The organism is Pacificibacter marinus (assembly GCF_900109555.1).
GTDB lineage: Bacteria > Pseudomonadota > Alphaproteobacteria > Rhodobacterales > Rhodobacteraceae > Celeribacter > Celeribacter marinus_C.
In genome coordinates this window covers 54,374-66,517 of the sequence record NZ_FNZV01000010.1, presented here as the reverse complement: position 1 = coordinate 66,517, position 12,144 = coordinate 54,374, and the positions used below count along the sequence as shown (strand labels likewise).

At 47.2% G+C, this 12,144-nt stretch carries 15 protein-coding genes; 8 read left to right on the top strand and 7 right to left on the bottom strand.

What is annotated here, in order from left to right; translation table 11 throughout:
* The first annotated feature begins 28 nt into the window (after window positions 1-28).
* From trxA to BM025_RS13065, 4 genes are all read left to right on the top strand, one after another.
* Complete coding sequence (gene trxA / locus BM025_RS13080) at window positions 29-349, top strand: thioredoxin (protein ID WP_085849716.1); 321 nt, start codon at window positions 29-31, stop codon at window positions 347-349.
* Window positions 350-472: 123 nt separating this feature from the next.
* A complete protein-coding gene (hslV, locus tag BM025_RS13075; protein WP_085849717.1) occupies window positions 473-1,030 on the top strand; it encodes an ATP-dependent protease subunit HslV in 558 nt (185 codons plus the stop codon).
* Entirely contained in the window at window positions 1,027-2,331 is a 1,305-nt protein-coding gene (hslU, locus tag BM025_RS13070; RefSeq protein WP_085849718.1) for an ATP-dependent protease ATPase subunit HslU, read from the top strand. The genes hslV and hslU overlap by 4 nt, the downstream gene beginning before the upstream one ends.
* Window positions 2,332-2,403: 72 nt before the next feature.
* Entirely contained in the window at window positions 2,404-3,648 is a 1,245-nt protein-coding gene (locus BM025_RS13065) for an MFS transporter (RefSeq protein WP_085849719.1), read from the top strand.
* Here the strand turns inward: BM025_RS13065 and BM025_RS13060 are convergent.
* Genes BM025_RS13060 through BM025_RS13050 form a run of 3 tightly spaced genes read right to left on the bottom strand, consistent with a single transcriptional unit; the run spans window position 3,610 to window position 5,923 of the window.
* Window positions 3,610-4,227, bottom strand: a complete 618-nt coding sequence (locus tag BM025_RS13060) for a Smr/MutS family protein (RefSeq protein ID WP_085849720.1) — start codon at window positions 4,225-4,227, stop codon at window positions 3,610-3,612. The two genes, BM025_RS13065 and BM025_RS13060, sit on opposite strands and share 39 nt — an antisense overlap.
* Window positions 4,224-5,267, bottom strand: a complete 1,044-nt coding sequence (mltA, locus tag BM025_RS13055) for a murein transglycosylase A (protein WP_085849721.1) — start codon at window positions 5,265-5,267, stop codon at window positions 4,224-4,226. Before mltA ends, BM025_RS13060 begins: the two co-directional genes overlap by 4 nt.
* Window positions 5,264-5,923 (bottom strand): Tim44/TimA family putative adaptor protein, encoded by a 660-nt coding sequence (locus BM025_RS13050; RefSeq protein ID WP_085849722.1) that lies wholly within the window; start codon window positions 5,921-5,923, stop codon window positions 5,264-5,266. The genes mltA and BM025_RS13050 overlap by 4 nt, the downstream gene beginning before the upstream one ends.
* 105 nt (window positions 5,924-6,028) lie before the next feature.
* Here BM025_RS13050 and BM025_RS13045 point away from each other — a divergent pair, with 105 nt between their 5' ends.
* Both BM025_RS13045 and secB read left to right on the top strand, forming a co-directional pair.
* Window positions 6,029-6,523 (top strand): FxsA family protein, encoded by a 495-nt coding sequence (locus tag BM025_RS13045; protein WP_085849723.1) that lies wholly within the window; start codon window positions 6,029-6,031, stop codon window positions 6,521-6,523.
* A 58-nt stretch (window positions 6,524-6,581) separates the two neighbouring features.
* On the top strand, window positions 6,582-7,079 hold the full coding sequence (secB, locus tag BM025_RS13040) for a protein-export chaperone SecB (RefSeq protein WP_085849724.1): 498 nt from the start codon (window positions 6,582-6,584) through the stop codon (window positions 7,077-7,079).
* A 5-nt stretch (window positions 7,080-7,084) separates the two neighbouring features.
* Here secB and dnaQ read toward each other — a convergent pair whose 3' ends face one another.
* From dnaQ to BM025_RS13020, 4 genes are read right to left on the bottom strand one after another with little or no spacing between them, the layout of a single operon-like run.
* Complete coding sequence (gene dnaQ / locus BM025_RS13035) at window positions 7,085-7,828, bottom strand: DNA polymerase III subunit epsilon (protein WP_085849725.1); 744 nt, start codon at window positions 7,826-7,828, stop codon at window positions 7,085-7,087.
* Window positions 7,821-8,438: a dephospho-CoA kinase gene (coaE, locus tag BM025_RS13030; RefSeq protein ID WP_085849726.1), complete on the bottom strand. Its 618-nt coding sequence runs from the start codon at window positions 8,436-8,438 to the stop codon at window positions 7,821-7,823. Before coaE ends, dnaQ begins: the two co-directional genes overlap by 8 nt.
* Window positions 8,435-9,265: a shikimate dehydrogenase gene (locus BM025_RS13025; RefSeq protein WP_085849727.1), complete on the bottom strand. Its 831-nt coding sequence runs from the start codon at window positions 9,263-9,265 to the stop codon at window positions 8,435-8,437. Before BM025_RS13025 ends, coaE begins: the two co-directional genes overlap by 4 nt.
* Complete coding sequence (locus tag BM025_RS13020; RefSeq protein ID WP_085849728.1) at window positions 9,262-9,861, bottom strand: Maf family protein; 600 nt, start codon at window positions 9,859-9,861, stop codon at window positions 9,262-9,264. The genes BM025_RS13025 and BM025_RS13020 overlap by 4 nt, the downstream gene beginning before the upstream one ends.
* A 406-nt stretch (window positions 9,862-10,267) precedes the next feature.
* Here BM025_RS13020 and hemJ point away from each other — a divergent pair, with 406 nt between their 5' ends.
* Both hemJ and rho read left to right on the top strand, forming a co-directional pair.
* On the top strand, window positions 10,268-10,720 hold the full coding sequence (gene hemJ, locus BM025_RS13015; RefSeq protein ID WP_085849729.1) for a protoporphyrinogen oxidase HemJ: 453 nt from the start codon (window positions 10,268-10,270) through the stop codon (window positions 10,718-10,720).
* A 137-nt stretch (window positions 10,721-10,857) separates the two neighbouring features.
* Complete coding sequence (gene rho / locus BM025_RS13010) at window positions 10,858-12,129, top strand: transcription termination factor Rho (RefSeq protein WP_085849730.1); 1,272 nt, start codon at window positions 10,858-10,860, stop codon at window positions 12,127-12,129.
* Window positions 12,130-12,144: the final 15 nt, after the last annotated feature.

The following is a 12,144-nucleotide window of genomic DNA, read 5'->3' as shown; positions in this document are numbered from 1 at the left end:
TGAACAACACAAAATTAGGAGATATCAAATGGCCACAGTCGCAGTCACAGATGCAACTTTCGAAGCCGACGTTCTAAAGTCCGACGTCCCCGTTATCGTAGATTTTTGGGCGGAATGGTGTGGCCCATGTAAGCAAATTGGCCCAGCACTCGAAGAGTTGTCCGCTGAATTTGAAGGCAAAGTCAAAATCGTCAAAGTCAACATTGATGAAAACCCGAATTCCCCAGCGCAATTTGGCGTTCGGTCTATTCCAGCACTTTTCATGGTAAAAGACGGCGAAGTTGTATCCAACAAAGTTGGCGCAGCCCCCAAAACAGTTATTTCAAGCTGGATCTCTGAAAGCATCTAAGCATTAGCTGTAAAAATATGAAAAGGGGTGCCATTGGTGCCCCTTTTTTGTGAGTATTGCCCCCATTGGTTGCACCTGATCCGACGCATCCACATATATTAGACTTCATTGAGAGGACAAATCATGACTAATGATCAATTCCCAGGCTGGCACGGCACAACCATTATTGGTGTGCGGCGCGGCAATGAGGTCGTCATTGCTGGCGACGGGCAGGTGAGCCTTGGGCAAACTGTTATCAAAGGCACCGCTCGCAAAGTGCGGCGTCTAAAACCCGGCGGGCATGAAGTTGTTGCTGGTTTTGCTGGCTCGACCGCAGATGCATTTACCTTGCTTGAGCGTCTTGAGGCCAAACTTGAAGCCACACCAGGTCAATTAGCGCGCGCGAGTGTGGAATTGGCAAAAGATTGGCGTACAGACAAATATTTGCAAAAACTCGAAGCGATGCTGATCGTCACCGATGGCACCGAACTTTTGGTCATCACTGGTGCTGGCGATGTTTTGGAGCCTGAGCATGATGTTGCAGCTATCGGATCAGGTGGAAACTTCGCACTGGCAGCTGCGCGCGGTCTAATGTCCACCGATAAATCTGCAGAAGAAATCGCCCGTGAAGCCATGGCAATTGCCGCAGATATTTGTGTTTACACCAACGGAAAACTAACCGTGGAGACCATTCGAAAATGACAGACCTAACCCCACGCGAAATCGTTTCTGAACTGGATCGCTTTATCATCGGCCAAAACGATGCCAAACGCGCTGTTGCTGTTGCCTTGCGCAATCGCTGGCGCCGCAAGCAGCTTTCTGATGATTTGCGAGATGAGGTTTACCCGAAAAATATCTTAATGATCGGACCAACAGGCGTTGGCAAAACGGAAATTTCGCGCCGTCTTGCCAAACTTGCGCGCGCACCGTTTATAAAAGTCGAAGCAACAAAGTTCACCGAAGTAGGCTATGTTGGTCGCGATGTTGAGCAAATCGTGCGCGATCTGGTAGACACTGCGATTGCACAGACCCGTGAATACATGCGCGAAGATGTGAAAGCCAAAGCGCGTCAAGCCGCTGAAAATCGCGTGATTGAAGCAATTGCTGGAACAGATGCTCGCGAACAGACCCGTGAGATGTTTCGCAAGAAATTGAAAGCCGGCCTGCTCGACGACACTGAGATTGAGTTGGAAATGCAAGATACCTCATCACCAATGGGCGGGTTTGAAGTTCCCGGTCAGCCGCAAGCGGGCGGAATGATGAACCTTGGTGATATTTTCGGAAAAGCTTTTGCGGGCCGCACAGTGCGCAAGAAAATCAAAGTGTCTGAAAGCTACGATCTTTTGATTTCGGAAGAAGCAGACAAACTTTTGGATGATGAAACCGTGACCCGCGCCGCACTGGATTCTGTTGAACAAGATGGCATCGTTTTCTTAGATGAGATCGATAAAGTCTGTGCCCGCGCTGATGCACGCGGTGCAGATGTTTCACGTGAAGGCGTACAGCGCGATCTACTGCCTTTGATCGAGGGCACAACCGTGTCCACAAAACATGGCTCTGTGAAAACAGACCATATTTTGTTTATCGCCTCAGGGGCATTTCATGTAGCAAAACCATCAGATTTGCTGCCGGAACTACAAGGGCGTTTGCCTATTCGTGTTGAATTACAAGCCCTTGGCGAAGGTGATTTCGTACGAATTTTGACTGAAACGGACAATGCGCTCACGTTGCAATACACAGCCTTGATGGGCACAGAAGATGTGACAGTGACGTTCACTGAAGACGGGATCAGGGCTATTGCGTCAGTTGCAGCCGAGGTCAATACGAGCGTTGAAAACATCGGCGCTCGGCGGCTTTATACAATCCTAGAGCGCGTCTTTGAAGAACTGTCTTTTGCTGCACCAGATCGCGCTGGAGATGCTGTAATTGTCGACGCAGCCTATGTACAAGCCAGCGTAGGTGACATGGCGCAAACCGCTGATGTTAGCCGCTTTATGCTATAGACTATAATTGCACATGGCTTTTGCTGCGTCGATTTGCCCTTTCATTTTTGGATGCAGGGCGTACACGAGCGTATGAGCTATGTGCAATTCATTTATCAAAATATTCGTTGGCTTTCCGTTGGTTTTTTGCTGTGCCTGACTTCTTCGTACGGACAAACTTATTTCATATCGATTTTTGCTGGCGAAATTCGGACTGAATTCGGACTAAGTCACACAGCTTGGGGTTGGATTTACTCTGCAGGCACCATGGCGTCTGCCGCTTTGATGGTCTGGGCTGGAACACTTACAGACAGATTTCGTGTGCGCGTTTTGGCACCCATAATTTTGACGCTCTTGGCCGTTGCTTGTTTGGCGATGGCCGCAGCGCCAACTGCACTGTCGTTGGTGTTCGTGATTTTTGCTTTGCGCTTTACAGGCCAAGGCATGACGTTTCACATTTCAATGGTTGGTATGGCCCGCTGGTTTCAGGCCACACGTGGGCGCGCATTATCAATAGCGTCACTTGGTTTGGCAGTGGGTAACGCTGTTTTGCCGCTTATTTTCGTGTCCTTGATGTTCTATTTTAGCTGGCGTCAACTTTGGCTCATAGCTGCCGTTCTATCTATCTTTTTAGTACCGCTGATCATCTCGCTTTTACGTGAAGAGCGCACCCCACAATCCATTTCAAAATCCAGCACTGCAGTCGGCATGAACGGCATTCATTGGACTCGTGGCGCGATGTTGAAACATTGGCTTTTTTGGATGTGCTTGCCACTCCTGCTTGGACCGCCAATTTGGGGGACATCCATGTTCTTTCAACAGGTGTCATATGTCGATCTAAAAGGATGGGATCTTTTTGATTTTGTAGCACTATTCCCATTAATGACACTTGGCTCTGTGACGTTTAATTTTCTGTCTGGTATGGCCGTAGACAAATGGGGGGCAGGGCGCATTCTGCCGCTCATGCTAATCCCCTTTGGTATTGGTTTTATCATGTTGGCACTGTCAACCACCCTGACCATGGCGAGCTTTTCCCTGATCGTCGTCGGCATAGGCATGGGCTCGCAAGGCCCTGTTGCTGGTGCATTTTGGGCGGAAAGCTATGGCACAAAAAATATAGGCGCCATAAAAGCAACCGCCGCCGCATTTATGGTGTTTGGTTCAGCTATTGGACCAGGTGTGTCAGGCGCTTTAATTGATAAAGGGGTCGATATGCAGGACCAGTTGGTGGGCTATGGCATCTACATTTTTGCGTCAGCTGTTTTGGCATATTTCGCAACGCAGCGCGCGCAGGCGCTTTTACCCACTACGACGCAGATAGACATAGTAAGCACCTGAGCCCCCATGGGACAGGTGCGCCTCTGTCACCTGCATCACCATAAGGCGCAGCGGACCTGAACGCAGCCAATCTGGCGTTTGATGCTTCAAAACACCGACACGTGTAGGAATGGGGCCACCCTGATCGCGATCTTTGCCTTTGCCTGTGATCACAAGCACAAGCCTAAGCCCGCGCGCATGCGAAGAGGCAATAAAGTTTGTCAGGGCAGGCTGAGCTTGCGCCAGTGTCATTCCATGCAAATCGATCCGCGCTTCTGGCGCCAACTTACCACGCCGCATTTTACCATACTTTTTACGGTCCATTTGCAACGGAGCTTGCATAATTTGATTAGAAATAGACGGCATCAAATTGTTACGAGGGAGTGGCTTTTTGGCCTTTGCCCCCAAGGTGAATTCGCGGATTTGTTGTTTAAGTGGCGGGGCAGTTGGCGTGCGCTCGATAGCTTTTGACAGGGTAGGCGACGCGTCTTTAGACAACCGAGGCTTAGTATCAGGACGCAAAGGGATGGCGGTTTTCTTTACCTCATCCCACAACGAACGATCTTCATCGCTCAGTGTTCCTTTGCGCCAGCGTGTCATTGTTCACTCTTTTCCTCAAGACCATATGCCAATTGGATCGGCATCAAAACAATCATGCGACCAGTATCGCGAATTCTGCCAGCAACGTCACCCGCCTGATCGCCAGTACCGTAAAAAATATCAGCGCGCTGCGCACCTTTGATGGCAGACCCTGTATCTTGCGCAATCATCAGACGACGCAGGGGAGCTTGACCATCTTTTTCAACCCAAACGGGCGCGCCCAATGTGACAAATCCGGGATCAACGGCAATGCTGCGCATCGGCGTAATTGAGCGGCTCATCGCACCGATAGGACCTGCTGAAGCCTTTAATCTTTTACGCTCTTTGAAGAACACATAGGAAGGATTTGAGTACAAAAGCGACTGACCTTCAATCGGATTACGCTTGACCCAATTTTTGATCACCTGCGCGGAAACCTGATGTTCAGTATAAACGCCGCGCCGCACCAATTCTTGCCCGATAGAGCTATAGTTATGTCCATTATGTCCAGCATAACCGACGCGAATGGTTGTCCCGTTGGTCAACTTTATCCTGCCAGATCCTTGGACTTGTAAAAAGAATAGCTCAACTGCGTTATCGACCCAAGCAATCTCAAGGCCACGATTAGACAGCGCGCCTTGGCCAATGTCTTGCCGGGTAAAATACGGAGATCGCACAGCACGATCGCGCGGCATTGCATAAACGGGGTGGCGGTAAGTTGGCGTTCGAACCCGTGACCCTGACAGTTCTGGTTCAAAATAGCCCGTGAACAACGGTGGCGCGGTATCTTCGATCAACACAGGGCGAAAAAACAATTCAAAGAATGTTTTAGCATTGCTTTGCTGTTGAGCGAGGGCGCAGACTTGTGGCCATTCACGGCCTTTAATTCGGTCGCAGGTGTTTAAAAATACTTCAAGCGCGTCTTGGTGTGTGTCGCTTTCCCAGCCTAGCAAGTCGGAAAAAGAAAGTATTCTCGCCATAGGCCCATCCTCGCTTTGAGCAGAGGCCGACAGGGCCAGCACGACTGCAAACGCAGTTCCCACCAGCCCCCTAAGCGTCATGCCCCAGTTGCAACCAACTGCCAATTGGGATCATTGCTGCCCATTTCACGTGCAAAAGACCAAATATCTTTTTGGCGTTTGATTTTGTTTGGATCGCCTTCAACAATAGCGCCAGCCGCATCACGAACCACAGAAGTGATTTCAGAAACAAACCGCAATTTGATTTCTTCTTCATTGGCGGCTTCGTCCAACTCGACATCAATGATTTGCGACTCATGCAAACCAATGAATTGCGCTTCAACTGTCAGACCAGCCTCTTTGCGACTGTCGATGACCGACTGAAATGCTTCTTCAACGTCGTCAGAAATAAAGTCAGACACATTGGACAAATCGCCATTTTCAAAGGCCATCAAAATCATTTCATAGGCCGCACTCGCACCTGTCAAAAACTCAGCCACGCTAAAATCTGGTTCGGCCCGCTTGAGCGTCATCAAATTTTCTGCAGCTCGAGAATTTTCAGGAACATTATCGATTATATCGTGGTCTGGACCACCTTCGATCACTTCAAACTTACGTTTAACTGTGTCGTTTGTCGCAATTGGATCAACCCGAGGCTGTTCATATCCATCACGCGTGCCAAGAATATTGCGCAAGCGCAAAACCAAAAAAACTGCTATTCCGGCCAGAACCAGAAGGGAGACTAGTGAACTTCCCATCGAAACCTCTTTTCCAACGAAGCGTAGTAAAACACGCTCTTTGACACTATGTAGGTTGTCGGTGGTATCAAGTCCACCAGTCCGAAGAAATTGAAGGGGTCCCCTATGTGGTTATTTGCAATTTTTGTCGCCGTTCCTGTGATTGAAATCGCTCTGTTTATTCAGGTGGGAGGATTTATTGGTCTGCTACCAGCGCTATTTATCGTCATTCTGACAGCGTTTTTGGGCACTTATTTGGTCCGCCGGCAAGGAGCCATCGCCCTATCTCAATTGCGATCCTCGTTTGGGGAATTGCGCGATCCAAGCGAACCGTTAGCCCATGGGGCTATGATTTTATTTTCTGGCGCCTTGCTATTAACCCCTGGTTTTTTCACTGATGCGGTTGGTTTTTTGCTTTTGGTGCCCGCATTTCGCACGAAAATGTTTGCCGAAATGCAAAAGCGTGTGAAGTTTCAAAGCTTCAGTACAGGCAACGCATCTGGTTTTAACGCACAAGGACCGCGCTCTACACAAGATTCTGAGGTCATAGATGGTGAATGGGAAACAATTTCTCCTAAGGATATCGAGAATAATGATCCATCAGGCTGGACACGCCATTGAGCCGACTTTTCCAACCTGATACAAAGCCTCAACTTTAGATTTTATGAGGACAAAACACATGGCTGAAAATGATACGGCGGCGGAACAACCCGTAGAACAAGTCAAAATGCAAATTCTTGGCCAATTCGTCCGAGATATGTCTTTTGAAAATATTCTTGCCCAAAAAGGTCTTAAAACTGAAGGCCGTCCAAACATCTCTGTCCAGGTCGCACTTGACGCAAAAAAACGTGATGGTGCTGAAAACCAATTTGAAATCGCTCTCAAACTGAACGTGAAGTCCGAGACTGAAAACTCAAGCGAAACTTTGTTCATGCTTGAACTTGATTATGCCGGTATTTTCCATATTGAAAATGTACCAGAAGCACAAATGCACCCATTCTTGATGATTGAATGCCCCCGCATGCTGTTCCCGTTTGCGCGTCGCATCGTTCATGATTTGACACGCGATGGTGGTTTTCCGCCGCTGAACCTCGACAACATCGATTTTGTGCAGCTGTACCGCCAAGACATCCAACGTCGTGCAGAAGCGCAACAAGCAGAAAGCCTGCCAAACTAACATCATTAATCGTTAAGTTTTGACCACAAAGCGCCGTCGCCCATTGCCTCAACAAAGGCTGCATGGTCGGCGGCTTCTTTGTCTGTAAGGCGTGATGGCAAAGCAATAGGGCGTCTTGACGGGCGCCATTGTTGAGCTTGGGCTATAGTGTTGGCTTTAGCGTCATCTTTTGGCTCTGGCGCAAGCACAAGATCCGGCTGCCGCCCCCCGATCAGTTCAAGATACACTTCAGCCAAGATTTCAGAATCTAGCAAAGCGCCGTGCAAAGAGCGGTTTGAGTTATCGATGTGAAACCGACGGCATAGCGCATCCAGCGTTGCAGGCGAGCCGGGGAATTTTTTGCGTGCAATCGCCAAGGTATCAAGTGCTTGCTCCCATGGGATTTGTCGTAAGCCTGCAGTTTTAAGCTCAGCGTTCAAAAACTTTATATCAAAGGCAGCGTTGTGGATCACAAGCGTGCTATCGCCAATAAAATCCAAGAAAGCTTGCGCAACATCTTTGAAAACAGGCTTATCAAGCAATGTCACCTCATCCGCTCTAGCGGGGCGGGGTGGCTCAAGAATGTCAGGGCCAATACCGTGCACACCAAAAGCCCCAGCGGGCATCGTGCGTCTTGGGTTGATGTACTGGTGATACGTGCGACCTGTGGCAAGATGGTTGTCGAGCTCAATGGCACCGATTTCAACCAAACGGTCCCCTGTCAACGGATCAAACCCTGTGGTTTCGGTATCAAGAACGATTTCACGCACGTGGTGTCTCCTGTGGGGTATTTTCTTGAATATGTTTCAGTATGCTTTGCACAGCGGCTTCTGCTTTTTCAAGCGAAGTTGTATCTATCACAAAATCTGCACCAGCACGTTTTGCAGCATCGGGAACTTGTTTTGCCAAAATTGTTTCGAACTGCGCCTCTGTCATATTGGGCCGCGCAAGGACGCGTTGTCGCTGAATCTCTGCCGGCGCTGAAACGACGACAACATAATCTACGGTCTTGAACAAGCCAGTTTCAAATAACAAAGGTACATCAAGAACAACGATTTGAGCTGGATTAGTATCTATAAAGACTTGCCTGTCTTGTGCCACAAGGGGATGAATAATTGACTCGATCTGACTCAAACCATTTGGTGTGTCATTCAGCCAAACCTTAAGTGCCTGACGATCCACAGCACCATTTTTAGTCGCTTCGGGGCAAATTTTTGAAATCTCTGAAATCGCGACTTTATCGTTAGAATACAGCCTATGAACTGTGCAGTCCGCATCCCAAACAGGTATTCCAGCCGCCAGAAACATCTTGGCAGTTGTGGTTTTTCCCATACCTATTGAGCCGGTTAAACCAATCACGATTGGTTTAGTTTTAGTCATTGCGACAACAAAACTTGACGCGTTTCCTCGTCAATCTCTGGACGTACACCAAACCAACGTTCAAACCCTGGGGCAGCTTGATGCAACAGCATTCCAAGCCCATCCACAGTCTGACAACCATTTTGTTTCGCCTTTTCAAGAAAATCAGTTCGCAAAGGTGTGTAAACCAAGTCTGTAACAACAGCCTTAGGCGACAAAGCATCCAACGGGACTTTGAACTCGGGTTTACCAACCATACCAAGCGACGTGGTGTTGACCACAGTCATCGCACCATCCAGCATAGTGCCAGCCTGCACCCATTCGACCACAGTAATCTTGGACCCAAATTCCGCTTTGAGAACATCAGCACGCAAACTGGTACGGTTGGACAAGCGAATTTCTGTCACACCAACATCAAGCAACGACGCGATAACAGCACGCGCTGCACCACCCGCACCAAAAACAGCCGCGGGGCCCGCTTTGGGATTCCATTTTGCATTTGAGCGCAAATTTTCAACAAAACCGTACCCGTCTGTATTGTCAGCGTGAAGCTTACCATCAGGACGAAATATAAGTGTATTTGCAGCACCAATCAAAGCGGCGCGATCCGTCACAATGTCAGCAATTGCAAGTACGGATTCTTTGTGAGGAATGGTGACATTAGCCCCGACAAATCCCATTTTTGGCATAGCCTTTAGCACGTCTCTCAGATCGTTTTGTGCGACATCTAAATGAATATAATGGCCTTGAATACCGTAGCGTTTCAGCCAAAAACCGTGCAAATCTGGTGATCTACTATGTGCAATAGGTGATCCGATCACACCAGCTAATGGAATTTTTATGCTCATGATGAAATCACTCCTCTTTGTCCAAGGTAACCTAAAATTTCAAAAAGGGGCAAACCCAGAACATTAAAATAATCGCCGTCGACGCGGGAAAACAACCGTGCACCTTCTTCTTCTAGTTTATATCCGCCAACACTATGGCGAATACTATCCCAATTACGATCTACATAATCATCCAAATAGGCGTCAGAGTTTTGCTTCATCTGCAAACGGACTTCGCCAATATGCCGCCATTTTGGCTCTCCTGCTTCGTAGATAACAGCAGCTGACAGAAGTTTGTGCCGTTCATTATTTAGCTCAGATAACTGTGCACGAGCTTCCGCGGGGGCGTTGGGCTTTGAGAATATCATGCCCCGAAAGGATAAAACTTGATCACATCCCAGCACGATTGCTTCTGGGAATTTCATTGAAATCTTACGTGCTTTACCCTCGGCCAGCGCATCAGCAATGTCACGGGGAGGAGTATTTTCAGCGATCAGAGCGTCTTTAATGCTATTTTCATCAATAAGCGGCACATTTACTTCAAATGGTACCTTTGCATTGCTCAGCAATGTCTGACGAATCCGCGACCCCGAGGCCAGAATAAGTATTTGGGTCATGTTGATGATCCTGTGGAAAAACCGGTGTGAACTGTGTTGGCCCTTATCGGGATAACCATGTCATGGATGATCCTTGGGGAAAAGTCGGCAGTTTCACGAATTTTCATCTGTCTTTTTCCTAAGTGGAAAAGATTCTTTTTGACTTGTGGATTTTAAAGGTTTCAAAATTTTATCCAAAATATATCCAAAGGGATCTATGATTTAATAAATCTATAACTTTATGTTAAATTTCAATTTTTATGATCTTATCCCCAATAGGTCATAAATTATTTCCAGAATTTTTTTTGTGTAGAAAATCTTAGGATAAGTCATTAATCCCCATTATCCACAGGCCCTACAAACAACATCATCTTTTCTTTCTTTCTTATATTATTTTAAGAAGGGTACGAACACTGGAGTGCCGAGAATGAGTGATTTCCTATCAAGCCTGTATCCATGGACCAAATCGTTGCATGTAATTTCCGTAATTGCATGGATGGCTGGTATATTTTATCTGCCGCGTTTATTTGTCCGCCACACAGAAAACGTTGAAATGGGCAGTAAAACTGATCTGCTATTTCAAGACATGGAAAAAAAGTTATTTAAACTCATCATGAACCCTGCCTCGGTATCGACCTGGGTGTTTGGTTTAGCCTTAGTTTTTACCCCTGGCATCGTTGATTGGGGCTCTGGTTGGTCATGGGTCAAAGCTGCTTGCGTAATCGCAATGACGTGGTTTCATCATTGGTGTGGTTACAGACGCAAAGATTTTGTTGCAGGAAACAACCGTTTAACGGGAAAACAATATCGTTTGATGAATGAGGTTCCTACAATTTTGATGATAGTGATTGTTATCATGATCATCGCGCGTCCAATCTGAGATTCTAAATTTTACAATGATTGACTCGCCAGACACCTGCGTCTATTGAACCTTAAATCCCTGCCGTCCGGCGTCTATGGGAAATTTCACACCATTATAAAAACTGATCGCCTTGCGGTCATAGTTTGGATGTCTCGATGACTGTTAATTGCCTTAGCCTTTCTGATCTTAAAGCCAAAACCCCTAAAGACCTATTATCTATGGCTGAAGAGCTAGAGATCGAAAATGCTTCCACGATGCGCAAAGGCGAGATGATGTTCTCGATCCTGAAAGAGCGTGCTGAGGAAGAATGGGAAATCACTGGCAATGGTGTGATTGAAGTTTTGCAAGACGGGTTCGGGTTTTTGCGTTCTCCTGAAGCTAACTATCTGCCAGGCCCTGATGATATCTATGTGTCGCCAGAGGTCATCAGACAGTTTGGTATGCGCACAGGAGACACTATTGAGGGCTTAATGCAGGCCCCAAATGACAACGAGCGCTATTTTGCGATCACCAAAGTGGTTTTGATTAACTTTGAAGATCCAGAAAAAGCCCGTCATAAAATTAACTTTGATAACCTAACGCCGCTTTACCCTGATGAGCGGCTTAATATGGAAGTCCAAGACCCTACACTCAAAGATCGCTCTGCGCGTATCATCGATCTTGTTGCGCCAATTGGGAAAGGTCAGCGGTCTTTAATCGTTGCGCCACCTCGCACTGGTAAAACAGTTTTGTTGCAAAACATCGCATCGTCAATTGGGATAAACCATCCTGAGTGTTATTTGATCGTTCTATTGATCGATGAACGCCCAGAAGAGGTGACCGACATGCAGCGTTCTGTGAAAGGTGAAGTGATTTCTTCGACCTTTGATGAACCGGCCTCACGTCACGTTGCTGTGTCTGAGATGGTGATTGAAAAGGCTAAACGCCTTGTAGAACATAAACGTGATGTTGTGATTTTGCTCGATTCTATCACTCGTCTTGGTCGCGCTTTCAACACTGTGGTTCCGTCTTCTGGTAAGGTACTAACAGGTGGTGTTGATGCAAACGCATTGCAACGGCCTAAACGGTTCTTTGGCGCTGCGCGGAACATTGAAGAAGGTGGCTCTTTGACAATCATCGCAACTGCTTTGATTGATACAGGCTCGCGCATGGATGAGGTTATCTTTGAAGAATTCAAAGGTACAGGTAACTCTGAAATCGTTCTTGATCGTAAAATCGCTGATAAGCGTGTTTTCCCAGCAATGGACATTCTCAAATCTGGCACACGTAAAGAAGAGCTTTTGGTCGATTCTAAAGATCTTCAGAAGACTTACTTGTTGCGCCGTATCTTGAACCCAATGGGTACCACAGACGCTATTGAGTTCTTGATTTCCAAGCTCAAACAAACAAAATCAAATGCAGAATTCTTCGATTCGATGAATGCATAATAATTATTTATCAAT